At 46.6% G+C, this 25,127-nt stretch carries 17 protein-coding genes; 8 read left to right on the forward strand and 9 right to left on the reverse strand.

All coding sequences use genetic code 11. The features are described from left to right. Nucleotides 1-133: 133 nt before the first annotated feature. The 3 genes from MKX36_RS24130 to MKX36_RS24140 all read left to right on the forward strand — a co-directional run bounded on the left by MKX36_RS24130 (nt 134) and on the right by MKX36_RS24140 (nt 8,506). Nucleotides 134-2,332, forward strand: coding sequence for a glycoside hydrolase family 52 protein (locus MKX36_RS24130; protein ID WP_340865928.1), 2,199 nt, complete (start codon nt 134-136; stop codon nt 2,330-2,332). 41 nt (nt 2,333-2,373) lie between these two features. Then, on the forward strand, nt 2,374-4,632 hold the full coding sequence (locus MKX36_RS24135) for an alpha-glucuronidase family glycosyl hydrolase (RefSeq protein ID WP_340865929.1): 2,259 nt from the start codon (nt 2,374-2,376) through the stop codon (nt 4,630-4,632). 283 nt (nt 4,633-4,915) lie between these two features. Further along, nucleotides 4,916-8,506 carry a family 14 glycosylhydrolase gene (locus MKX36_RS24140; RefSeq protein ID WP_340865930.1) on the forward strand — a complete coding sequence of 1,197 codons (3,591 nt, stop codon included), beginning with the start codon at nt 4,916-4,918 and terminating at the stop codon, nt 8,504-8,506. A 179-nt stretch (nt 8,507-8,685) separates the two neighbouring features. Here the strand turns inward: MKX36_RS24140 and MKX36_RS24145 are convergent, their stop codons facing one another. From MKX36_RS24145 to MKX36_RS24180, 8 genes are all read right to left on the reverse strand, one after another. Beyond that, on the reverse strand, nt 8,686-8,799 hold the full coding sequence (locus tag MKX36_RS24145) for a putative holin-like toxin (protein ID WP_016822651.1): 114 nt from the start codon (nt 8,797-8,799) through the stop codon (nt 8,686-8,688). A 162-nt stretch (nt 8,800-8,961) separates the two neighbouring features. Further along, nucleotides 8,962-9,699 carry an ABC transporter permease gene (locus tag MKX36_RS24150; RefSeq protein ID WP_153794173.1) on the reverse strand — a complete coding sequence of 246 codons (738 nt, stop codon included), beginning with the start codon at nt 9,697-9,699 and terminating at the stop codon, nt 8,962-8,964. A 30-nt stretch (nt 9,700-9,729) separates the two neighbouring features. After that, the gene (locus tag MKX36_RS24155) at nt 9,730-10,449 is read right to left on the reverse strand and encodes an ABC transporter permease (RefSeq protein ID WP_044786981.1); all 720 of its coding nucleotides are present in this window, start codon (nt 10,447-10,449) and stop codon (nt 9,730-9,732) included. After that, nucleotides 10,433-11,359, reverse strand: coding sequence for an ABC transporter ATP-binding protein (locus tag MKX36_RS24160; RefSeq protein ID WP_290409714.1), 927 nt, complete (start codon nt 11,357-11,359; stop codon nt 10,433-10,435). The genes MKX36_RS24155 and MKX36_RS24160 overlap by 17 nt, the downstream gene beginning before the upstream one ends. A gap of 188 nt (nt 11,360-11,547) precedes the next feature. Then, the gene (locus MKX36_RS24165; RefSeq protein ID WP_340865931.1) at nt 11,548-12,576 is read right to left on the reverse strand and encodes an NADH:flavin oxidoreductase/NADH oxidase; all 1,029 of its coding nucleotides are present in this window, start codon (nt 12,574-12,576) and stop codon (nt 11,548-11,550) included. Nucleotides 12,577-12,896: 320 nt separating this feature from the next. Next, nucleotides 12,897-14,201 (reverse strand): ABC transporter substrate-binding protein, encoded by a 1,305-nt coding sequence (locus tag MKX36_RS24170; RefSeq protein WP_016822648.1) that lies wholly within the window; start codon nt 14,199-14,201, stop codon nt 12,897-12,899. A 106-nt stretch (nt 14,202-14,307) separates the two neighbouring features. Then, nucleotides 14,308-15,954: a response regulator transcription factor gene (locus MKX36_RS24175; RefSeq protein WP_340865933.1), complete on the reverse strand. Its 1,647-nt coding sequence runs from the start codon at nt 15,952-15,954 to the stop codon at nt 14,308-14,310. Then, nucleotides 15,947-17,806, reverse strand: a complete 1,860-nt coding sequence (locus MKX36_RS24180) for a cache domain-containing sensor histidine kinase (protein WP_045244737.1) — start codon at nt 17,804-17,806, stop codon at nt 15,947-15,949. Before MKX36_RS24180 ends, MKX36_RS24175 begins: the two co-directional genes overlap by 8 nt. A gap of 122 nt (nt 17,807-17,928) precedes the next feature. On the opposite strand from MKX36_RS24180, the gene MKX36_RS24185 reads away from it, so the two are divergent. The 3 genes from MKX36_RS24185 to MKX36_RS24195 all read left to right on the forward strand — a co-directional run bounded on the left by MKX36_RS24185 (nt 17,929) and on the right by MKX36_RS24195 (nt 21,099). Then, nucleotides 17,929-18,825, forward strand: coding sequence for a carbohydrate ABC transporter permease (locus MKX36_RS24185; RefSeq protein WP_016822645.1), 897 nt, complete (start codon nt 17,929-17,931; stop codon nt 18,823-18,825). Then, on the forward strand, nt 18,825-19,655 hold the full coding sequence (locus MKX36_RS24190) for a carbohydrate ABC transporter permease (protein WP_013373701.1): 831 nt from the start codon (nt 18,825-18,827) through the stop codon (nt 19,653-19,655). Before MKX36_RS24185 ends, MKX36_RS24190 begins: the two co-directional genes overlap by 1 nt. A 253-nt stretch (nt 19,656-19,908) precedes the next feature. Continuing rightward, nucleotides 19,909-21,099 (forward strand): GTP-binding protein, encoded by a 1,191-nt coding sequence (locus tag MKX36_RS24195; protein ID WP_445671824.1) that lies wholly within the window; start codon nt 19,909-19,911, stop codon nt 21,097-21,099. 57 nt (nt 21,100-21,156) lie between these two features. Here the strand turns inward: MKX36_RS24195 and lepB are convergent, their stop codons facing one another. Then, nucleotides 21,157-21,777 carry a signal peptidase I gene (gene lepB, locus MKX36_RS24200; RefSeq protein WP_340865935.1) on the reverse strand — a complete coding sequence of 207 codons (621 nt, stop codon included), beginning with the start codon at nt 21,775-21,777 and terminating at the stop codon, nt 21,157-21,159. 333 nt (nt 21,778-22,110) lie between these two features. Here lepB and MKX36_RS24205 point away from each other — a divergent pair, with 333 nt between their 5' ends. Further along, the gene (locus MKX36_RS24205) at nt 22,111-23,460 is read left to right on the forward strand and encodes a right-handed parallel beta-helix repeat-containing protein (RefSeq protein WP_016822642.1); all 1,350 of its coding nucleotides are present in this window, start codon (nt 22,111-22,113) and stop codon (nt 23,458-23,460) included. 111 nt (nt 23,461-23,571) lie between these two features. Further along, entirely contained in the window at nt 23,572-25,104 is a 1,533-nt protein-coding gene (locus tag MKX36_RS24210) for an MFS transporter (protein ID WP_019688972.1), read from the forward strand. The last annotated feature ends 23 nt before the right edge of the window (nt 25,105-25,127 follow it).

Raw genomic sequence — 25,127 nt, forward strand, 5'->3', positions numbered from 1 at the left:
TTCAGTATATCGTTTCCAGCGCGATTTGGATAAATAGTTGAGCGATTTGACAATGGTTCCTCGGCACATGTCATGCTAGGCTCTAATTGAAGTTAGTCAATGTTAAATTTTATTATGAAAGGGGTTTCATTATATGTCGAAAAATATATTTTATAACACGCAGCATGCACCTATCGGTTCATTCTCCAGCTTTACACTTGGGTTTAAGGGTAATCGCGGCGGACTCGGCCTGGAACTGGGCAAGCCTGCTGATGAAAATGTATACATCGGGCTGCAATCCAGGGATGGAGGATCGTATGAGGCGCTTCCCTTTTTTGCATCCATACAGGATGAAAGTACCCGCTATGATGTGGAGAAAAAGGATAAAAAAACGGAGCCTCTGCTCGTTGCCTTTGCCGATCAGGACATCACCCGTGAGCTAAAAGCAGGAACCGATACATGGCAGGCAGGCGATTTGACATTCCGGCTGTACTCCCCCGTTCGCCCGGTGCCCGAGCCGGGAATTGCGGGCATAGATGAGCTGCGGGCAGCGTTGGTTCCGGCTGTATTTGCCGAGCTGACGATCGATAATACACAGGGTGCTGCTGCACGGAGAGCCTTTTTCGGCTACCAGGGCAGTGACCCGTATAGCGGCATACGCATTATAGGAGAAGATCCACGCAGGGACGCTATGGATTCTACCCGATTGAAGGAAAGACTCACAGGCATCGGCCAAGGACGAAGCACTGCTATTGTGACCAACAGCAGCGAAGCGGTACCTGCCAGCGGATTTGCGATGGAGAAGCTACTTGGGGAGACCATGGCTGATAACTTATCCTTTGGCTTAGGTGCAACGGGTGCGCTCCTGATGGACGTTCCCGCAGGGGAGAAGCGCACGTACGCCTTCGCTATATGCTTTTATCGCGGCGGCATTGTGACAACAGGTATCGAAGCATCATATTACTATACCCGACTGTTCAAGGATATCGAAGACGTGGGATGCTATGCGTTGAAGCATTTTACCAACCTAACCGCAGCCTGTGTTCAGGCGAACGACTGGATCGAATCGGCGAGCTTGAGTCTGGATCAGGAATTTATGCTCGCTCAGGCCATTCACAGCTATTACGGCAGCACTCAATTGCTCAGTCAGCAAGAGGATGGCGAACCGATCTGGATTGTGAACGAAGGCGAGTACCGAATGATGAATACACTCGATCTGACGGCAGATCAGCTTTATTATGAATTGATTTTGAATCCATGGACGGTGCGCAACGAGCTGGAGTGGTTTGTCCAAAGGTACAGCTATCGGGATGAAGTACGCTTCCCGGGGGAGGAACAGGCCTATCCCGGTGGGATCACGTTTACACATGATATGGGCGTGGCCAATGTGTTCTCCCGGCAAGGGTATTCCTGTTATGAGCTGGCAGGGATTGACGACTGCTTCTCTTACATGAGCCACGAGGAACTGGTGAACTGGCTTTGCTGCGCCACGGTATATATCGAGCAGACACAGGATCAGTCATTTACGACACGTATGCTGCCTGTCTTGTGCGACTGCTTTGAAAGCATGCTACGGCGGGATCATCCAGACCCGGCGCAACGAAACGGCTTAATGGGTCTAGACAGCTCAAGAACCCAGGGAGGGGCAGAAATTACGACTTACGATAGTCTGGATGTATCCCTGGGTCAATCCCGCAATAACATTTATTTAGGCAGCAAATGCTGGGCGGTATATGTTGCGCTGGAAAAGATATTTGCCTCAAAGGGGCTTAACTCCCTTTCACAGGAAGCTGGCTTACAGGCAGACAAATGCGCAGCTTCAATCACCACTCACATGACTGACAAGGGCTATATTCCTGCAGTCATTAAAGAAGGCAACGACTCGCAAATCATTCCTGCCATTGAAGGGCTGATCTTCCCCTATTTTACAGGATGTGAAGATGCGCTTAAGAGTGATGGGCGGTTCGGTGGATATATCCAGGCACTTCGACGCCATTTGCAAACCGTACTGGTACCAGGAGTTTGTCTATTTGAAGACGGAGGCTGGAAGCTATCCTCGACCAGTAACAACTCCTGGTTAAGCAAAATCTATCTGTCACAGTTTATTGCTCGTGAGCTACTGGAGCTGCCTTGGCAGGAAACGGGGCAGGCGGCTGACGCAGCCCATGTCTCATGGCTCCTCCATCCTGAAGAATCCTATTGGTGCTGGAGCGACCAAATGCTCTCCGGTATTGCCCACGGCAGCAAATATTACCCACGCGGGGTTACCGCTATTTTGTGGCTGTATGAAGGCAAAGGGAATCGCCTGACCCTCCCTCAGCATATGAGTCAAGATGAGAAGCAGCATGCCTGAGACGAACGAACCCTCACTCGTCCAAAGGAGGCCCAGATAATATGAGCAAGCGTATGGATATGCCCAAAGGGAGCGGCTATGACGCTTGGCTGCACTATCACCGCGACCAATTTGTAGAAAAGATGCCTGCTTGGTGCAGAGTCATCGTAGTTCATGAAACAGATGATGAAGTGCTTCAGACGGCTGCGAGTGAGCTTCGGCAAGGATTGGCTGCCATGTTCGGACAGCAGCCGAAGATAAGTACCGCTCCTGTCCATGTACCATTCGTTGCGCTGGGTACGCTCCAAGACCATTCATGTATTGCAGAACGATTCAGTGCAGAGGAACAGGCAGAAGTGAGCGCAGAAGGATATCGAATTCGCGGGGTAGAGGCTAAGCAACTGGCTGGTTCAACTGGTCAAGATCACGATGATATCAAAGGACAGTGCGTTATAATTGCGGGTCAGACCTCCAAAGGGGTATTATATGGAGTCTTTCACTTGCTGCGCTACCTGCAAGGAGGACTAGACGGCAAGCTGAAGCCCACTGCCAAGGAATCATTGCATGCTCCCAGTTTAGACCTATTGTCCAATCCAGCTAATCCGATACGCATGATCAATCACTGGGATAACATGGATGGTAGTGTTGAACGTGGATATGCCGGGGCATCTATTTTCTACAACCATAATACCTTTACTACAAATATGGAGCGCCTTCGAGACTATGCCCGTCTACTCGCTTCTGTAGGCATTCAGGCGTTATCCATTAACAATGTGAATGTCCATCAGGTAGAAACTGAGCTGATCACAGATCGGTTTTTACCTGATGTAGCCAAAGTAGCAGCCGTATTTCGCGCCTATGGTATCCAAATCTACTTGAGCATTAACTATGCCAGCCCGATTCAGCTCGGTGGATTAACCACAGCCGATCCTCTGGACCCCGGTGTAGCTGAATGGTGGCAGACCAAAGCACAGGAGGTTTACGCAGCCGTTCCTGATCTGGGTGGTTTTGTGGTCAAGGCCGATTCTGAAAATCGGCCCGGGCCCTTCAGCTATGGGCGCCATCACGCCGATGGAGCCAACATGCTGGCGGATGCGCTACGGCCCTATGGCGGGCGTGTGATTTGGCGCTGCTTTGTCTACGACTGCAAACAGGACTGGCGTGATCGCAAGACGGATCGGGCTCGCGCGGCCTTTGACCATTTTAAACCGCTGGATGGGCTGTTCCGGGAAAATGTCATTTTACAGATCAAAAATGGCCCGATGGATTTTCAAGTGCGGGAGCCTGTATCCCCCCTATTCGGCGCGCTGGAAGCCACTCAGGTACTGCTGGAATTTCAAATTGCGCAGGAGTATACCGGACAACAAAAACATCTATGTTATCTGGTTCCGCAATGGAAGGAAGTGCTCGATTTTGATACCTACTCACAGGGAAAAGGCTCCACCATCAAGCGTATCGTGAGTGGCGTTTTGCATAGCAACAGCGGTTCTGATTCTCCTCGCAGGGAGACTATGGTCCATGCAAACAGCGGTAGTTTCCAGGAGGAGCCAACACATCATGTTCCCAAGCACAACAACTTTGGAATAGCCGCTGTTTCCAATATTGGTGCAGACACCAATTGGACCGGGCATTTGCTCGCCCAGTCCAATCTTTACGGCTACGGCCGGTTGGCATGGAACCCGGATCTATCCGCAGATGAAATCGCAGATGAATGGGTTCGGCTTACATTTAACAATAAAGGTAAGGATGACGATGATACCGAGTTGATTTCTACCATTAAACAGATGCTACTCGATTCATGGAATATTTACGAATCTTACACCGCCCCCCTTGGGGTCGGTTGGATGGTCAGTCCCAATCACCACTATGGGCCCGATGTAGACGGGTACGAATATTCGATGTGGGGCACCTACCATTTTGCCGATTGCCAGGGGATCGGAGTAGATCGGACAACCGCAACCGGAACGGGCTATGCAGGACAATATTTTCCTCCTGTTGCCGAGATCTACGAATCTACAGACACCTGTCCGGATGAACTGCTCTTATTCTTTCACCACGTCCCTTATACGCACATGCTCCACTCTGGCCAAACGGTCATACAGCATATTTATGATACTCATTTTGAAGGTGCAGAACGTGCGGCCCATCTCCGAGACACATGGGTTAGCCTGCATGAGCAACTAAATGAAAGGGTGTATGAACAGGTGCTGGCGCGACTAGAGCATCAGGCTGAGCACGCCAAGGAATGGCGGGATCGAATCAATACGTATTTTTATCGCAAAAGTGGTATTCCCGACGAAAAAAATCGTCCTATCTATTAAGAAGGTTGTCTCATGCAATAGTTGCATACACACTGGGGTTTTCTTTCCCTTATTTTATTGCGGGAATTTACTATCTATAAAAGACACGCGTCTTATTCAGACCTGTGTCTTTTTTTTGCCTGGTCTAATTTAAGCACACGGTTGCTAACGTAAAATGTCATATTTGTCCACCTTGAGTGTGCAATAAATTCTTCTTTTTATGCAACCGCTTGCTCTATACTATTTTTGTAGACGTTTACAAAATGTTGTCGAATTAGACTATGCTTTGGGGAGGATGATCGGTTTGACCTTGTATCGAAGTCTATGGAAAAAAGGGTGTATGCTTCTACTAAGCCTTGTGCTGTCTCTGACCGCCTTCATTGGCTCACCCTCTAATACGGCGAGCGCCGCGGTTGCAGATGATTTTCAGGCTTCCGTTATGGGACCACTGGCGAAAATAAACGACTGGGGTTCCTTCAAAAAGCAACTGCAAACGTTGAAAAACAATGGCGTGTATGCCATCACTACCGACGTCTGGTGGGGCTATGTAGAAAGTGCAGGAGATAACCAGTTCGATTGGAGCTACTACAAAACCTATGCAGATGCCGTGAAAGAAGCGGGACTGAAGTGGGTTCCTATTATCTCTACGCATAAGTGTGGAGGAAATGTGGGAGATGATTGCAACATCCCACTGCCAAGCTGGCTGTCAAGCAAGGGTAGTGCAGATGAAATGCAGTTCAAGGACGAAAGCGGCTATGCCAATAACGAAGCCCTTTCCCCATTGTGGAGCGGGACTGGCAAACAATATGACGAGTTGTATGCCTCATTCGCTCAAAACTTTGCCGGGTATAAAAGTATCATTCCCAAAATTTATTTAAGCGGCGGTCCTTCCGGGGAATTGCGCTATCCGTCCTACTACCCGGCAGCGGGCTGGAGTTACCCGGGACGGGGCAAGTTCCAAGCCTATACTGAAACAGCCAAAAATGCATTCCGTACAGCTATGAATGACAAGTACGGATCATTGGACAAGATTAATACTGCTTGGGGCACCAAGCTTACCAACCTTAGCCAAATCAATCCACCGACCGACGGGGATGGATTTTACACGAACGGCGGGTATAATTCCGCGTATGGAAAGGATTTTCTGTCGTGGTACCAAAGTGTGCTTGAGAAGCATCTAGGTGTCATCGGAGCAGCTGCCCACAAGAACTTCGATTCTGTGTTTGGTGTCCGGATTGGGGCCAAAATTTCCGGTCTGCACTGGCAGATGAACAATCCTGCCATGCCGCACAGCACAGAACAAGCAGGTGGATATTATGATTACAACCGTCTCATTCAGAAGTTCAAGGATGCCGATCTAGACTTGACATTTACTTGCCTGGAGATGAGTGACAGTGGCACAGCACCGAATTATTCGTTGCCGTCCACCTTGGTTGATACCGTTTCCTCCATCGCGAATGCCAAGGGTGTTCGCCTGAATGGTGAAAATGCACTCCCGACAGGCGGCAGCGGCTTCCAAAAAATCGAGGAGAAAATCACGAAGTTCGGTTATCACGGGTTTACGTTATTGCGCATCAACAATCTCGTCAACAATGACGGCTCACCAACCGGTGAGTTGAGTGGATTCAAACAATATATCATCAGCAAAGCCAAGCCTGACAATAATGGCGGTACAGGCAACAAAGTAACGATATACTACAAAAAAGGCTTCAACTCGCCTTACATTCACTACCGCCCGGCTGGCGGAAGCTGGACTGCTGCTCCTGGTGTGAAAATGCAGGCTGCCGAAATTAGCGGCTATGCTAAAATTACCGTCGATATCGGTTCTGCCTCGCAATTGGAAGCCGCCTTTAACGACGGCAATAACAACTGGGACAGCAACAACACCAAAAACTACTCGTTCAGTACAGGCACTTCTACCTACACGCCTGGTAACAGCGGCAATGCAGGAACGATTACATCAGGCGCTCCAGCGGGCACGAATCCCGGGGATGGCGGCGGTACAGCTAACAAAGTAACGGTATACTACAAAAAAGGCTTCAACTCACCTTACATTCACTACCGTCCGGCTGGCGGTAACTGGACTGCTGTGCCTGGCGTGAAAATGCAGGACACCGAGATTAGCGGCTATGCTAAAATTACCGTCGATATCGGTTCTGCCTCCCAATTGGAAGCTGCTTTTAATGACGGCAATAACAACTGGGACAGCAACAACACTAAAAACTACCTTTTCAGCACTGGCACTTCTACCTACACACCCGGCTCTAACGGAGCCGCAGGAACTATCCGAACAGGGGCACCTTCAGGGAGTGTCCTCAGCGTAGTGACTTCCACCTACGCAACCGACCTCAACGAAGTTACAGGACCTATCCAAACAGAAAAACTTTCAGGTGTATCCTTAAACGTAAGCACTTCTACCTACGCACCCAACTCTAACGGAGTTGAAGTAACAGCTCAAACGGAGGCGCCTTCGGGCGTCTTCATCCCTATGGATCTGGGTACCCTCTCCAAGCCCACCTCCCTCAGCACAGACTGGAGCAAACAGAGCATTTATTTTATCATGACAGATCGTTTCAGCAACGGTGATCCATCCAATGATAACTACGGTGGCTTCAATTCCAACAACAGTGATCAGCGCAAGTGGCATGGTGGCGATTTTCAAGGTATTATTAACAAACTCGACTACATTAAAAATATGGGGTTTACCGCGATCTGGATTACCCCAGTAACGATGCAAAAGAGTGAATACGCTTACCACGGCTATCATACGTATGATTTTTATGCAGTAGATGGGCATCTCGGAACAATGGACAAGCTCCAAGAGCTGGTTCGCAAGGCACATGACAAGAATATTGCTGTGATGCTGGACGTAGTTGTGAATCACACAGGTGATTTCCAGCCGGGGAACGGATTCGCCAAGGCTCCTTTTGACAAAGCAGACTGGTATCATCACAATGGTGACATTACAGGCGGGGACTACAACTCCAACAATCAATGGAAAATCGAAAATGGTGACGTGGCTGGACTGGATGACCTAAATCATGAAAACCCCGCTACCGCAAACGAGCTTAAAAACTGGATCAAATGGCTGCTTAATGAGACAGGCATCGACGGGCTGCGGGTGGATACCGCCAAGCATGTACCGAAGGGTTTTCTAAAGGATTTTGACCAAGCTGCCAATACCTTCACCATGGGCGAAATTTTCCATGGCGACCCTGCTTATGTGGGCGATTACACCCGGTATCTTGATGCTGCACTAGATTTTCCGATGTATTATACAATCAAGGACGTGTTCGGACACGATCAATCCATGAGAAAAATCAAGGATCGCTACTCCGATGATCGTTACTATCGCGATGCTCAGACCAACGGTGTATTCATCGACAATCATGATGTAAAACGTTTCCTGAATGACGCATCTGGCAAGCCGGGTGCTAACTATGACAAATGGCCACAGCTCAAGGCCGCTTTGGGCTTTACTCTGACATCTCGCGGGATTCCAATTATCTACCAAGGCACTGAGCAAGGCTATAGTGGCGGAGATGATCCCGCCAATCGGGAGAATATGAATTTCAACGCCAACCATGACCTGTATCAGTACATCGCTAAGCTGAACTATGTGCGCAACAACCACCCTGCTCTGCAAAACGGTAGCCAAAGGGAAAAATGGGTGGACGACTCCTTTTACAGTTTCCAGCGCTCTAAAAATGGCGACGAGGCCATTGTATTTATCAACAACTCCTGGAATAGTCAAACCCGCACAATTGGCAACTTCGATAATCTGTCCAACGGAACCCGCCTGACTAACCAGCTGAGTAACGACTCCGTTCAGATTAACAACGGCTCGATCACCGTAACTCTCGCTCCAAAGGAAGTTAAAGTTTTCACCAAGTAACAGCCACATTCAGTTACATTGATTATTCAGATGTGCTAAAATAAGTTATAGAAGGATATGCTAAAAAAGAGCAAGGATGCTGGTAACATCCCTACTCTTGGCAACAGCCGCTTTGAAGAGCGGTCGGCTGAAAAGGGCTAGCTATTAGAAATAGACCGTGTTTCCCTCTCCAGGGCGGTCTATTTCTTTTTGTTTTGGTTCAGTGCAATAACAATCGTAACGATTAATCCAATCAACGCTATTAATAGCGTGCCGAACATCATCATTAATGTCAGAGCATCCTTAACCTCCACAGGCATCACCTCCCTTCCGGGAGACTTAGCCGACCGCCCACCTAAGCCATTCTGTTGTTACTGGAATTATAGCACGTAAATCCATCCTTTTGCGACAACGTTTTACAGCTTTATCAAACTAATCTCATGTGAACACTCATCGTCCTTTGTTGCTTACACATTCTACTTTGTCTCTATACGGATATAGCTTCTTAACGCCAATAAGAGCCCCAACACAAAAATGAAACAAATACTGATGACTCCTCCAGGGACATTCGTAAATGTTCTGCCCAGTGTGCCGTGCGGAGAAAACAATAGCGGCACGGTCCATGGATAAAAGGTATTTCCAGGTGTATTAACCAAAACAAAATTCAAACACATAACCGTACACATCCCCATAATGGCGGGCACAAATTTTCTCCAGCGAATGGCGAAGAACGTGATGATCGGGATGAGCATAGCGTGCATAAGAATCATTTTGGCGAAGATCCCCAGCTGATATATAACGATTTCAAAGGTTAGCGGTCTGGTCGTAATTAACATACCCAACAGCGCAGATAGCCCAAATGCCAACAGAAGACTGACAGCGATGTACATATAAATAACAAGCAGCTTGCTGAAGTAAAGACGACTCCGACGAACCGGGCTTGTGAACAAGGCCATATGGGTCCTCTCTTGATACTCCCTCGCATAGATATAGCAAGTCAAAATATAGTAGCTCATATACCCAGTCAAAAAGTTAATAAGAATAACAACACTCATAAAGTAGTCATTCCAACCATCACGGTCAATGGAATATTTGGTACTTCCCGTATAACTATAGAATTCCAAAGCAATGGTTAATGCTAAAATAATAATGCTTAACCAAAGAATTTTAGTACCTTTCAGTTTCAAGCACTCTACTTTGAACAGGGCAAGCATAGTAAACCTCCTTTGAAAAATACTCTCCCTCTAATTTCTTCTTTGATATGCCCATAAGGATAAAAACAATCCAAGAAGAAAAGTTATGGATAAACTCAACCACGCTATGAGAGTATTGACGTATATGATCGCACTTCCTTCATTGGGAGACAAAAGATAGGGTACAATCCACGGATACCATTCACTTTTGTACATAAAATTCAAAAATATAACAGTACAAACTGCGAGTACAACCACCATAATGCTTTTCCAGCGTATAGCAAAAAAAGAGGCGACCGGGATGAGCATCGCATGCATCACGCACATTTTGGCAAATACCTGGATTTGATATACCCAGATAGCCATCGTTAAAGGCCGATTTGTAATGAACATGCCTAATACTGCAGACAGAAACAGAACGATAAATAGCGACACAATAATAAACCCATAAATAATGATCAATTTACTAAAATAAAATTTAGCCCTGGTGACAGGCGTGGTAAACATAAAGATGTGCGTGTTTTCCTGGTACTCTCTCGCAAAAATATGACCCGTTAAAATGTAATAACTGACAAATCCGGCTGCAACATTAACGAAAAGGACTATGCCTTCAAAATAGTAGGTCCAACCCCGTTTATCAATTGAATATCTATAAAAAATAGCGCTCAAAGCGAATTCCAGCAGTACAACAGCCAGCAATATAATATAGCTTAACAGGAAGGCTTTAGAGCCTTTAAGCTTAATAAGTTCTGCTCTAATCACGTCGCCCATCCTCTCCTGAAATGAGAGTCAGAAAGTACTCCTCTAGCGTCTGTTTTGAGGTGTGTATCTCATAAACTGAAAACTGACGATCTATTAACTGTCTATTTAACATAGCTGTATTTTCAATTGGACTAAAAATTCTTAGTTGTTGTGGGGATATCAAATCAGATTTAAGTTGCTTCATGTTCTCATACAGAAACGCTTGTACTGCTTTTGCATCGTCTACCTTTACATCTGTATATTGCTCAAAACCTTCCTCTAACCGACTCAAACGATCCTCCGCTAACAGTTTTCCATTATGTATAATCCCGATGTGTGTAGCTAATTGTTGAATTTCGCTTAGAATATGGCTAGAAATAAGAATTGTTTTCCCTTGTTCCTCGCACAACTTCTTTAATAGCTGACGAATTTCCTTAATTCCTGACGGGTCTAACCCGTTCGTTGGCTCATCTAATATAAGCAACTCAGGATCATGAACAAGGGCCCTGGCAATCCCTAATCGCTGTTTCATTCCCAGGGAAAAATCTTTGAACTTCTTTTTTCCAGTATGCTCTAACCCCACCGTAGTTAGGGTTCGTTCAATTCTCCCATCATCCTGTACCCCCATGTACGTACAGCAGATTCTCAGATTATCGCGTGCACTCAAGTTTTCATATAGACCGGGTGTTTCAATAATTGTGCCAATCTTGGAAAAGATGGACGGGTAGTTTTTCTCCAACCGCTCGCCAAATAAAAAAACCTCCCCACTTGTAGGCTCAATCAGCCTCATCAGCATGCGGATGGTAGTTGTTTTGCCAGCTCCATTTTCACCTAGAAAACCGTAGATGCTGCCCCGTTCTACATGTAAGGAAATATCGTCTACAGCTATCGACATCCCAAACTGTTTGCGGAGTTCCTTCGTTTCAATAACATACTGCATTTCTTTCATCCTCCTATACACACTAAATACAACTATTATACAGATTTATCTATCCACAAAATGTAAAAGTAATCACTATTATTCATTTACGATCATTATCCCCATAAAAACAAAACAGGCACCCGACGAAGCGTACACTTCGTTCCAGGTGCCTGTTTATATATAAACAACGTGGGAATACTTAGGCCTCAGTAGCCACGTTGATATTGTTCAGGTACGGAGGGCTTTTCGCCGCGCAGCGCCACCGCTGCATGAATCGCCCAATAAGGGTCGCGCAGCAATCCGCGTCCTACAGCGACCAGATCGGCATCCTCATTGCCGATTACAGACTGCGCTAAGGCTGGGTCATCCAGTATGCCGACGGCGATTACTGGGATGTTCAGCGCCTCGCGGATTTGGCGAGCAAACGGCACTTGATAGCCCGGGTAGTTGCCTGGTTTTCTGGCTCCAGCCGGGCCTTCTCCGCCCGAGCTGACATGGATCATATCTACGCCTGCAGCCTGATATGCGCGGCACAGCTCAATAGCATGATCCACATCGTATCCACCATCTACGTATTCCACCGCGCTGATGCGGAAGATTAACGGCATACCCGCAGGCATTTGCTTACGCACAGCCTGAACGACTTCTACGCCGAAACGGGATAAATCCTTACCATACTCGTCATCTCGTTTGTTCGTAACTGGCGAGTGGAATTGGTGAATCAGATAACCGTGTGCACCGTGAAGCTCGATTGTATCCACGCCTGCTTGAACCGCCCGGCGAGCAGCGTCTCCGAATTTTTGTACCATACCACGGACTTCCTCTGTGGTCAGTGCGCGCGGCTGTTTATAATCTGCATCCGGGTATGCAATCGCTGAAGGAGCAACTGGCTCAGCTGCATCCTCAGCTTTACGGCCTGCATGAGCAATCTGTATGCCAACCTTGGCCCCGTGCGCATGAATACCGTCGACCAGCTTCTTATACGCCGGAATATGTTCATCTGACCAAAGACCCAGATCGTTATCCGTAATCCGTCCATCCGGTTCCACGTCCGTCATTTCTATAATAATCAGACCCGTGCCTCCAATAGCCCGGCTTAGGTAGTGGACATGATGCCAATCATTCGGAATTCCGTCCTTGGCTGTCACCGAGTATTGGCACATTGGGGCCATGACCACACGATTTTTTAACTTCAAATCTCTGAGTGTGTACGGTGTAAACAACGAAGTCTTCAAAACGCTCATCTCCTTTTTATCTCTACCACATAACTAAAAATGCGTTCCAAATTACACGGTCTATTATAAGCATAATCGGCACAGTCCAAACGAAACAAAGAGATTCCCCCAACCAGGGTATCCCTTCGTATTTGCACCTTGCAGTCATTATGTATATCGTAAGATTGTAGATATATTGCACACAATCTATTATCCACAACTTAATAACTTTTTGCAAGTAAATATTTAAATATTATTAAATATTTTTTTGTCTACATTTTTCCCGGCTCTTAGCCATAACACAAAAAGACGCCCTTACGGGCGCCTCTGCGAAACCAATTTTATTGCGCTGAGCCTAATTGGACCCATGCCTTCTCAATCTCTGCAACCGCCTGATCCTTGTTCATGTTACCACTGATATAAGCCTGCATCAGCTCACCAAATTTTTGGTGGAATGTATCCAGCGAGTAGTTGACAGACAGATCACCGGACTTGGATGTTTTCAAAATGCTATCCATTTCCTTAGGCATTTCCAGATCAGGAAGCGGTGCATCCTTAATTGGAGGAATCACCTTCGCTACCTGGGAGAACCAGTTCTTACCGTATTCCGAAGTGTACAGCCAGTTGAAGAATTCAATCGTTTCTTTGGATACTTCGGAGTCCTTGTTGATACGTAGCGCCTGATCCGCACCGGTAATGATGACCGATTGGTCCGCTTTGTCACTCACCGGATATCCCATGATGCCAATCTTGAGATCAGGGTTAATTTTCTTGATCGCTTCCTCATCCCACGCACCTTTACCCGTCATAAATGCAGCTTTTCCAGATGCAAAATCACTTACTCCCGCATTGCTGTCCCGTTCTAGCGGCTTATCTGTACCATGTTTCACCGTCAGATCAATGAAGCTAAAGAAGTTGTTGTACAGCACTGGATAGTCCTTGATTTTTGCTTTACCTGCAATAAAATCATCAACGAGCTGCTTTGGCTCTACCCCGGCATCCTGCGCAGCAGCATCTACATAGTGTTGGAAGATATGCTTCCATACCCACCACTCTTTATATGCATTAGCAAATGGAGTAATGCCCTTCGCCTCTAGCTTGGTAACAGCATCCTGCATCTCGGCAATCGTCTTCGGCGGAGAGGTTATTCCAGCCTTGGTAAGCAAATCTTTATTGTAAATCAAAGCAAACAGGTTCCCCTTGACTGGTAATCCCAGCACTTTGCCGTCACTGGAACTCATATTGGCCCGGACGGCATCCGTCATGGCTGCTGCCAGCGGTTCATTGGTCAGATCGGCGCTATAATCAGCATAGGTGTCGATGTCGCCCCCGGCCGTGGTCTGGAACACATCCGGTGTACTGCCTGAAGCTATTTTTGACTTGAGAATGGTGTTGTAGTCTGCCTGCATGATCTCCAGATTGATCTTTACATTAGGCTTGACCTTTTTATACTCCTCGATGTACGCGTTAAAAGCATCGGTATACTCCGGTGAGGCTGTAAACATGTTTATTGTAACCGTTTTCAAATCATCTTTGCCGCCAGTGCTTTCTTTAGCCGCATCTGTGCCACCACTACTTCCACATCCGCTTAACAAACCGACCGTCAAAAGCAAACTGCCGGATAACGCCATCATCTTCTTTAACATGGATACTCCCCCATCTGTTTGTGATCAACGTTCATGCGCTCATTCTAAAAAATATTGCCTCATTTAAAAAGGCAGATTAGTGAAGCGTTAAGGGTAAAAAAGTGGTTTATTGCAGGCTCACGCGATACTCCGAAGGTGACACCTGATAATAATTGCGAAAAGCCTTGCTGAAATAGTTTTTATCCTTGTAACCGAGCATATCGGAAATTTCCTGAATTTTCAGGCTGGAATCACCCAGGAGCTCCTTCGCCTTGTCCATTCTGACCTTCTGTACATATTCGTGAATACCGTAACCAAATTGCTGCTTGAACAACTTCATCAGATATTCCCGGCTCAAAAAATAGGTTTCGGCAAAAAACGAGATTTTGATATCTTCAAAATAGTATCGCTCGATGTATTTTTTGATCTCTGTAATATCAAAGGGTTGGTTACCCGCCTGTGCATGTTGGACCCCGGCAATGTAGAGCTCCAGTATTTGGTATAGTCTCTGGCTGTAGTCGGCAAAGCTCACAAAATCAGCAGATAGCTCGCCTTCAATCACACGACCCAATTCCCCCAAAGTTCCCTCCTGATTAGACGCAGACATAGGCGTACCCAGCTCAATCGCTGCTTCTCTCAATAAAAAATGGAACTCCCGCAGCAATCGATCCGCATCCTGTAAACGGAAAACAGGACCTGTTGCCAATTGTTTCAGTAGATCGCCCAGGAGTACCTTTGCTCGGTTGGCCTGACCGGTCTGAGCATCCTTTTGGATCGACAACAGCCGATCCGTCCATGGCATTTCCTCTGACGTCCCCATTTGCCGCGGTACCGTATGGAGAATAGATTCCCCTTCCAGCTTCAACACATCTGTATTGTGAATGAACCTCTTGGCATCCCTATACGCAGAAGCCAGCTCCACTACGTCTGAACAGAGCTTGCCCACTCCGGCTGCTACCACCATACTGAACAGCCCATGCAGGTTCGCAACCGCCTTCTGTGCCACTTGTGCCAGTAGGAGGGACATATGTTCTTCTTGTCCTGGGGCCAGGGTACAGATCGAAACGACCTCACGCTCTCTTCGCGGATGGGGGAAGCTAAAACAACGCAACCGTTCATCTGATGTCTGCGCTAATACATTAGTTACGGCAAAATCCATCAGATCGACATCGCCATGAAAACGAGTCCTACGAATCTCATCCCTGTTCAGCAGCCGCAGCACAATCACCCCAAAGCGGTTCCCTAGCTGATCCGCTCCGATTAGTGGAAGCAACGCCGTATTGGCCTGCCTTTTAAAGCTGCCATCCAAAATGGATACATACAGCTTCTCTTTCAGCTTCGGCAAAGACATATTTAGCGTAATGTTTTGGTTAATGAACTCGTCTTGGCTTTGCTTGCGGGTTTCCAGAATGTCCACCGCCTTGCGCAGTGCCTGATTCAGATCCTGGCGATTGATAGGTTTGAGCAGATAATCTACCACCCGTGATTGAATCGCTTGTCGCGTGAACTCAAAGTCGTTGTAGCCACTAATGACAATGGTCAGCAGATGAGGATATGCCTTTTCGATCACACGAAGAAATTCAATGCCGTTCATCTCCGGCATTTTCATATCCACCATCACCACATCGATAGGGTGCTGACCGAGCAGTTCCATCCCCAACCTTCCATTCGTCGCCTCATAAATATGTTCGATGCCCAGACGATCCCAGTCTCCAACAATACGAATGGCCTCTCGTAACGGTTCTTCATCGTCAATAATCAATACGTTATACATGGTCGACTCCTCCCCGGGGAATTTGCATTCTCATTTCCGTTCCCGTTTCATCCGTAAGTATGAATAATCCTGCCTGATCTCCATACAAAAGCTTCAACCGTGTGTTCAAATTCTTCAAGCCAATATGCTCGCTCTCCCGCTCTTCCCATTTTTCGTGGAACGAATCCAACACTATTTTCAGCTTGTCCTCTGAAATTCCAGGTCCGTTGTCCCTGACTGCAATTGTAGCGTCTGTAGCACCCGATTCGGCTGAAATGACGATCAGAATGTCACTTGATACTTTTTCTAGTGCATGCTTGATAGAGTTTTCTACCAACGTTTGCACGGATAATCTCGGAATTGGCAGCTCCATCAGCGTGTCCTCCCATACCACTTCGACCTGAAGTCTCGCCCCGAATCTTGCCTTTTGCAGACCTATATATCGTTCAATATGCTTGAGCTCCTCGCGGGCAGCTACGATATCCTTGCCGTTGATGGAATACCGCAAAGTTTGGGCCAATGCATCCACCATATCCGCCATATCGAACATCTTCCGCTTTAATGCCTGTGTAGATATGGCTTGTAAGGCATTGTACAGAAAATGAGGATTAATCTCAGCCTCCAGCGCCTTGAGTATGGCATTCTTTTCGACCAGCTTCATGCGATAGCGCTCATTAATAAGTTCTTCGGTTCTTTGGACCATTTCGTTAAAGTGCAGCGACAAATATGCAATCTCGTCATGCCCCTTCACAGGAGCCCTTGCCTCAAAATCTCCGGTGCTGAACCGTTTCATCTGGGTAGATAGCTTATGTAAAGGTCGGGTAATTGCGTTCGAGGTCAGGGTCACCAAAATAATAGACACACCTAAAAATAAAGCCCCGATGACATAACTCCAATTCCGTGTGGTCGTAGCTGCCTCATAAATTTGGCGATATGGAATCGGCTTGATGAGCTGCCACCCGTCCTTTTCACCTGCATCATACACGACTAAATACTCCTGGTTGCTGTTGCTGTCTGACCACGTTACTTGTCCGCTTCCTCCCTCTCCGATCTGGGCCAATACTCCAGAATCACGCATTCGTTCATACAGCGGAAGGCTGTTCACATAAAAGGGAACCCGCTTGGGGCTGATTAGCATCAGTTGATCCCCTTTACCCAGTGGAATATTCCGCATGATTTCATCTACGGCGCTCGTGTTGTAATAAAAGGACAACACTGCCTGCGGGTGACGGGATGCAATCGATCTCAGCACTCGATGGTAAGCCATAAAGCTGGCTTGTGGCGCCACATAGCCCATATCAGAGCGAGACTCCACAAAGGATTGAAAAGATTCGTTAGCAGTGCTAGCCATCGCCTCTTTATACCAGGGAAGCTTGGGAATATCCGTGTTTATTCCTTTGCGTACTGTAATATTGTACGTTTCTCTAGTCACCACGTAGTATTGATGCCGATCCGCCACATACAGATAAATCGCTTCCAGATCATTGCGGGAATAGAACATGTTGCGCAAGTAATTTTCAATGACCATTCGTGCAGCGTAGTCCCGGTTCTCATTGGCAATCGCGTTCATGATATCGTTATAACGAAGCTGTGGAAGGGCCAACTGCTGCATTCCCTCCAAGTAATCCTCCAAATTCTGATTGACCAGCAGCAGATTATTCGTCGTGCTGGCGATGCTATGATTGACCGACTCCTTTTCAATCATCTGATAGGAAATAATCGTGAGTGAGCCCACCACCAGAATAATCACCGAGGTAAAAAGTAGAATGAGCTTGTTCACTAATTTTTGCGTAATCCGCCTCCACATGGATCGAAGGATTGTTCCTACATGCCCTGACATCATGATAACCGCCCCTTTTGAAAGCGTACACATTTTTACCCTCAACTGTTTTCTTAAATCCATTGGTCCGGCCCTAGGGGCTATCCTATACTTTCATTATATCTTAAACAGCTTGGAGCGAAAGACCGGAAAATGCTGAGAAAAAGAGGTGCGTTATGCTGAAAAAAAGGGGAACATGGGGCGACAAGGGCAGTAAGCTGGAATTTGGTTTGTTCACACTGCCCGTAATTTTGTGCATTACAATTGCATTTTATATTCCGTTTTTGATGACGATACGCTATTCCCTGACTAAGTGGAACGGCATATCCAAACATCCGAAATTCGTAGGTCTGGATAACTTCAAGCAAATCCTGCTCGGAGACGCTAACTTTGCACATGCAGCCTGGTTTACGATCAAATATGCCATTTTGTACATTGTACTGGTAAACGTGCTAGCCATTTTGCTGGCGCTCGTCCTCGACATGAAGCTCAAAAGCTCGGCCTGGCTGCGCGCGGCTTTCTTCATTCCTTATATCCTCAGCCTCGTCATTGTCGGCTTTATATGGAAATTCATCTTTATGCAAGGCTTTGAGTCACTGGGACACAGTACAGGCTGGGGCATCTTCCAGCTCAGTTGGCTAGGCGAGGAAGGGCTCGCGTTTATTTCCATTTTGGCGGTATCCATCTGGCAATCCATTGGCTTTTACATGGTCATTTATATTGCAGGCTTGCAATCTGTACCTGAGGATCTAAAAGAGGCTGCCATCGTGGATGGGGCAGGGCCGATTCGGAGATTTTTCAGTATTATTTTACCGATGCTTGCACCCTCGATTACGATCTCGGTCTTCATGGCACTGACCAACTCGATCAAGGTGTTCGACGTTATTTTATCGCTGACTGGCGGTGGGCCAGGAGGTACGACATACAGCATTGCGTATGATATTTACCGAGATACGTTCCAGAACAATCTGTATGGCTACGGAACAGCCAAAGCCTTGATTTTATTCGTTGCAGTGCTGGTCATTACGATTATTCAATTGTCTATTTTCAAACGCAGGGAGGTTGAAGCCTGATGCAACGCAGCCGTACGGGACGTATTTTGCTGGAAGCGGGCATGATTGTATTGTCGCTGTTATTCTTGTATCCGCTGTTTCTCGCCATTAACAATTCGTTCAAAAGCTTCGCTGAGGTCATGACCGACGTCATTGCGCTGCCCAAGCAGCTTTCGCTGGATAACTACGTATACGTATGGAAGTTCATTGACTATCCACGCTTATTTCTGAATAACACGATTATTACTGTGCTCGGGCTGGCAGGCATTGTTCTAATATCCTCCATCGCTGCCTATAAGCTGGCACGGACGAAAAGCAAGTGGAGCTCCGCCATTTACATGCTGTGCATTATGCCGATGCTGATCCCATTTCAGTCTATTATGCTGACCGTCTTGCGCCTGGCGAAAGACTTGAATTTGGCAGACAGCACTTGGGGGCTTGGCCTGCTGTACTGGGGTTTTGGAGCCCCACTGGCAGTGTTTATCTATCACGGCTTCGTGAAAGGCATTCCAGTCGAGATTGACGAAAGCGCCAAGATCGACGGAGCCTCAGGCTTTCGGCTTTTCTTTTCTGTGATCTTTCCCTTGCTGAAATCGGTCACCGCTACTATTGTTATTATCGACGTGATGTGGATATGGAACGATTTTCTGCTTCCGCTGCTCATGGTTAACGGCTCACCCAGCACCAAAACGCTTACGCTGGCTGCCTATACCTTCGTTGGGCAATATACATCAGACTGGCAATATGCTATGACCGCAATGGTAATGGCTGTACTGCCCTCCATTATCGTATTTATCTTTCTGCAAAAATACATTGTTAAAGGCGTAGTGGCCGGGGCCGTCAAAGGCTGAGGCAATTACATCATGACAGATGACCCCCAGAGGACTTGCGTAAAGTTTACGCAAGTCCTTTTGACTGATTGGCTCCACCTTCCTTGACATTTCTCCACATAAATGATTTACTAATTTCATTATTCGTAATTATTACGATTAAGTTATCAAACAGAAAGTGCTGCTGCTTTCCTATCTCGCATTACAGTTACTACTGCACAGTCAACATTTTATGAAACTTTCGAAGGGATGAGTGATTACGTTGGCAAACGCTATGGAAAGAGATGAGAAAATACCGGTCACGGTTCTAAGTGGGTACCTCGGTTCCGGCAAAACTACACTGCTGAACCATGTACTGAACAACCGGGAAGGCTTACGGGTAGCTGTCATCGTCAATGATATGAGTGAGGTTAATGTGGATGCTGATCTCGTTCGCGACGGTGGAGGATTATCCCGTGTGGATGAGAAGCTGGTGGAAATGTCCAACGGTTGCATCTGTTGTACCTTGCGTGAAGATTTATTAAAAGAGGTAGAGCGACTGGCGCTCGAAAAAAAGTTTGACTATATTCTTGTTGAATCCACAGGTATAGGTGAGCCCATTCCAGTGGCCCAAACCTTTAGTTATGTAGATGAGCAAAATGGAATTGATTTGACCAAGCTGACCCGATTGGATACAATGGTCACTGTCGTGAACGCGCCAGAATTTTGGAAAGACTTCTACTCTAGAGACTCCCTTAAGGATCGTGGGCAGGAAGTGGCGGCAGAGGATGTACGCGGCATCGTTGATCTGCTCATAGAGCAGGTGGAATTTTGTGACGTGCTAATCATTAATAAATGCGATCTGGTATCCTTAGAGGAACTCGAACGATTGGAAAAGGTGCTGCGCAGCATTCAACCGAACGCCAAAATCATCCGTTCTGAATACGGCAGAGTGGACCCAAAAGAGATTTTAAACACGCATCGCTTTGATTTTGAAACAGCTAGTCAGGCGGCGGGTTGGATACAGGAAATGAACAAGGATGAACACGTACCGGAGACAGAGGAATATGGCATTGCTTCGTTTGTGTACAAGCGTAAAATCCCATTTCACCCTGAACGTTTGTTAAAATGGCTGGCTCAATGGCCTACTGAGGTTGTACGTTCCAAGGGATTAGTGTGGCTCGCCACGCAAAACCGTACTGCCTTTACATTCAGTCAGGCGGGTAGCTCCAAACAATTCGCACGCGCAGGACTATGGGTGTCTGCTTTGACTGAAGAAGAACGACAATACTATCTCGGTGAAAATTTTGAAAAAACACCCGATTGGGATGAGAAGTATGGTGACCGGGTTACCAAACTCGTATTTATTGGTATCGATATGAACCGGGAAGAAATCGAGCGTAGCTTAGATGAGACACTGCTAACCCCTGAAGAAATGGAACAGGACTGGCGCAAGTTGCCTGACCCGTTTACGAAAAACATATAATGAGTTTGAAAAAGCGCCTAAAGTGATTAACTACCTCCCATCTTAGGCGCTCTGGCCTTATTTATGCTTAACCCATTGCGCGTTATCGATCGGCCAAAAGATCACATCCGCACGTCCGACAATATCCTTGATGGAAACAAAACCAATTGCACGACTATCCCTACTATTATTGCGGTGGTCACCCATTACAAAAATATACCCATCAGGAACCTTGGAATCGGTTATGGTACCGTTTGGAAAGTCCACATTGTTATATAATTCTCCCTTGGCGTGAGCATCTTGGATAGCCTCTTGAATGTATGGCTCCTCTACTTTCTTACCGTTCACATAAAGATGATCACCTTGATACTGAATCGTATCTCCAGCCACTCCAATCACACGCTTAATAAAGTCCTTTTGTTCCTCTTTTACATGAAATACAACCACCTCACTTGCCTTGGGGTCACGAAAATCGTAAATCACCTTATTCACGACCACTCGTTCATCTGTTTTGAAATTCGGTTCCATGGATGCTCCCTCAACAATAAATGGCGCAAATAACAGCCAACGTATAATGAACACGAGCACAATGGCAACAATAATTGCCTTAAGCCAATCGATCATCTCCTTGTTCATTCGCGGTCGCTTTTCCTGCAATGGTTCGGAAGTTGAACTTGTCAAATGCTTCCCGCTCTCCATGCGCTAAACCCACCTTTTCTCACAGTTTTCATTTCTATTATATGTATAATGTTTAAGTATAATCAAATTTTCCCAGTCTAGCAAAACTGTATTTTTAGTTGAAACAAAAGTGTGAACTTTTTTTCACAATATTAAAAAAACAATAAAAAACTGTTGATGCAAACGTTAACATATATTACACTGTGCATATACTTCTTAGAGCGTTTTGGACTTATGATAGATCAATCTGTCCCCCCAGGAGGTGTCCTGTTTTTTTAATGGAAAGACAGCATGAGCGACTTTTATATGTGCTATCTTCTTTTAAAATATGAGCTCAGATAAGGAGGAATTTACATGTTTAAACGGAATGATCGTTCAAAAAACGGCTTTAACGCTCTAAGACTCGGTGTTTCTTTTGTTTTTGCTTCTTCTTGTCTTATTGGAACCGCTTACGCGGATATTCCATCCAACAACCTCCCCTCTACCACACTCACAGAGGAGGCAGTTAGTGCAACCGATTCAACAACTGTTTCCACCACGTTAGCGGCAGGCGATTTGTATGTGGCTCCAAATGGTAACGTGTCCAATCCAGGTACCATATCTAGTCCTACCACCCTCGAAGCAGCACTGACACAAATTGCTCCTGGCAAAACCATCTACCTGCGAGGTGGTAAATACGCCTACTCCTCAACGATTACAATTCAGCGTGGAAATAACGGCAATAACGGCTCACTCAAAGGATTAGTCGCTTACGGTAGTGAAAAACCCGTACTTGATTTCTCGGCTCAGGCCTTTGGTTCAGCTAATCGGGGACTTCAGCTTAACGGGGACTTCTGGCTGGTAAAAGGTCTTGAAGTCAAAGGTGCCGGAGATAACGGTATCTATATTGGCGGCAGCAATAACCGAATTGAAAACGTCGAGACCCACCACAATCGGGATACCGGGCTCCAACTCGGACGCTACTCCCCTAACGCTTCCACCAGTGAGTGGCCTGCGAACAATTTGATTTTGAATTCCTACTCTCACGATAACGCCGATCCCGATAATGGCGAGGATGCCGATGGCTTCGCGGCTAAACTGACTGTAGGATCAGGCAATGTGTTCGATAACTGCTTGGCAGCGTACAACGTAGACGATGGCTGGGATCTGTACAGTAAAACGGAAACAGGCCCTATCGGTGCCGTAACCATTTTGAACAGTGTGGCCCATCACAACGGGCAAACCTCTGATGGAACGTCTACTGCGAACAGTGACGGCAACGGCTTTAAGCTGGGTGGAGACAAAATCAAGGTCAACCATATTGTAAAAAACAGTATCGCTTTCCAAAACAAAAAACACGGTTTCACCTACAATAGCAACCCTGGCACCATTACTTTGACCAACAATACTTCATGGGACAATGGACAAAGCAATTTCGCCTTTGATAAGGGTGAACACGTGTTCATTAACAATCTTTCTTTCGAGGGAACAGCAAGTGATAAAACAAGTGGTACGGATCAAGATAACTCTAACGTCTGGTGGAAAAACAAAAAAACGACGAATGCCAAAGGTCTCACAGCCAGTGCAGACGACTTTGTTAGTCTCGTGCCTTCCATCACTCGAAGTACAGACGGTTCCATCCAGCTGGGTGATTTCCTTAAGCTGGCCAAAGGAAGCGATCTGATTGGCTCGGGTACTCCGAGCGGAAATATAGGGGCACGGTAAAAGCCCCACCTAATCAGGACGCCTGGCCCATCTACCAACCTAGACCATTCTGCATAATATAGCGACCGGTGATTGTCCTCATAACCAGACAAAATATGAGGTGAACAGATCATGGAACGAAAAATCACACTGAAACATACACTTGCCTATGGAAGCGGTAACATGCTGGGAAGTGGTGCACTTGCTATTAGCGGTGCATGGTTAATGTACTTTTATACAACCTTTTGCGGACTGTCTCCTGTTCAGGCCGCAGCCATTTTCTCTGTTGCCAGCATCATAGATGCGGTCAGCAATCCGATCATGGGCTTTATCAGCGACAACTTTCACCGAACCCGCTTAGGTCGTAAATTCGGCAGACGCCGTTTTTTCATCATGATGGGTATTCCGCTGATGCTCGTGTATCCGATGCTTTGGATAGATGGGTTGGGCTTCTGGTATTACCTGAGTACGTACGTGCTGTTTGAACTGGTGTACACCTCTGTCATGGTGCCGTATGAAGCACTAGCGTCCGAGATGACCCGGGACTTTGGCGCACGCTCCAGATTGACCGGATGGAAGGCCATGTTTGGTAAAATCGCCAATTTCGCCGCCGCTTTTATCCCTGGTCGCTTTATTGCTGCTTATGGCAAAGACTCTCCGCTGCCTTTCTTGTATACCGGTCTCGTTTTTGCAGCAATTCTGCTGATTGCCATGGCATTCTTGTACAAAAACTCCTGGGAGCGTCCAAGTGAGGAATTACAAAAGGAACTGGAAGGTGAAGCTCCGCTTTCTTTTATAGATTCCATGAGAAAGTTGTTTGTCGACATTTCCTCAACATTTCGGGTTAAGACGTTCCGTCACCATCTCGGGATGTACCTGGGTGGCTTTTCAGCTGAGTGGCTGTTTACTTCAGCCTTTACGTACTTTATTGTTTTCTCCTTGTTCCAAAGCTCTGAAATGGTATCCAATCTCAACAGCTTCAACTCTGTCATTCAATTGATTTCTACCTATTTCTTCATCCAATTCTGTGTGCGTAAAGGGTTTCGTATGCCTTTCATCGCCGCACTCGTCGTCGTTTGCTTTAGCGTAGCAGGTTATGGTCTGCTCTATCTCACAGGAGCCTCTAATACGATGATGTGGCTATATGTCATCACACTGTTCATGGGGCTTGGTACGGGTGGCGTCTACTACATTCCTTGGAATCAATACACATTCCTTGCCGATGTGGATGAAGCGTTGACTGGTCGTCGCCGGGAAGGTATTTATGCGGGTATGATGACTTTTGCCGGAAAAATGGTGCGGGCTGTTGTCGTTTTCATTCTCGGCTGGGTGTTACAGCACTTTGGCTTTGTATCCGGAGCTGAGAGTCAGCCAGTCTCTGCTCAGCACGCTATCTTCTATGTACTCGTGGTGGGTACTATTGTTCTCGCAATCATCGGGATGATTGCTTCTGTCGTAATGAAGCTGGATATTGACAGCCACAAGAAGCTAATCGCCGAGATTGACCGCCTCAAAAACGGTGGCTCCATGAAATCAGCCAAGCCAGAGGCTCGAAAAGTGTTCGAACAACTAACAGGCTTCAGCTACGATCGGTGTTGGGGCAACAATAATGTGGGCTTTAAGAACAAACCCGTTGATCCTAAGACACACACTCCGTCTATGTAACAACAATAACATTACAGATTAAA

Source organism: Paenibacillus sp. FSL W8-0439, from assembly GCF_038008995.1.
GTDB classification, from domain to species: domain Bacteria; phylum Bacillota; class Bacilli; order Paenibacillales; family Paenibacillaceae; genus Paenibacillus; species Paenibacillus polymyxa.

Bases quoted from the DNA above. Each gene is read 5' to 3' on its own strand.
- MKX36_RS24185 (WP_016822645.1), top strand. From the start codon at position 17,929: ATGCTGAAAAAAAGGGGAACATGGGGCGACAAGGGCAGTAAGCTGGAA.
- MKX36_RS24180 (WP_045244737.1), bottom strand. From the start codon at position 17,806: ATGTGTACGCTTTCAAAAGGGGCGGTTATCATGATGTCAGGGCATGTA.
- MKX36_RS24130 (WP_340865928.1), top strand. From the start codon at position 134: ATGTCGAAAAATATATTTTATAACACGCAGCATGCACCTATCGGTTCA.
- MKX36_RS24190 (WP_013373701.1), top strand. From the start codon at position 18,825: ATGCAACGCAGCCGTACGGGACGTATTTTGCTGGAAGCGGGCATGATT.
- MKX36_RS24210 (WP_019688972.1), top strand. From the start codon at position 23,572: ATGGAACGAAAAATCACACTGAAACATACACTTGCCTATGGAAGCGGT.
- MKX36_RS24205 (WP_016822642.1), top strand. From the start codon at position 22,111: ATGTTTAAACGGAATGATCGTTCAAAAAACGGCTTTAACGCTCTAAGA.
- MKX36_RS24160 (WP_290409714.1), bottom strand. From the start codon at position 11,359: ATGCAGTATGTTATTGAAACGAAGGAACTCCGCAAACAGTTTGGGATG.
- MKX36_RS24135 (WP_340865929.1), top strand. From the start codon at position 2,374: ATGAGCAAGCGTATGGATATGCCCAAAGGGAGCGGCTATGACGCTTGG.
- MKX36_RS24195 (WP_445671824.1), top strand. From the start codon at position 19,909: ATGGAAAGAGATGAGAAAATACCGGTCACGGTTCTAAGTGGGTACCTC.
- MKX36_RS24175 (WP_340865933.1), bottom strand. From the start codon at position 15,954: ATGTATAACGTATTGATTATTGACGATGAAGAACCGTTACGAGAGGCC.
- lepB (WP_340865935.1), bottom strand. From the start codon at position 21,777: ATGGAGAGCGGGAAGCATTTGACAAGTTCAACTTCCGAACCATTGCAG.
- MKX36_RS24155 (WP_044786981.1), bottom strand. From the start codon at position 10,449: ATGGGCGACGTGATTAGAGCAGAACTTATTAAGCTTAAAGGCTCTAAA.
- MKX36_RS24170 (WP_016822648.1), bottom strand. From the start codon at position 14,201: ATGTTAAAGAAGATGATGGCGTTATCCGGCAGTTTGCTTTTGACGGTC.
- MKX36_RS24150 (WP_153794173.1), bottom strand. From the start codon at position 9,699: ATGCTTGCCCTGTTCAAAGTAGAGTGCTTGAAACTGAAAGGTACTAAA.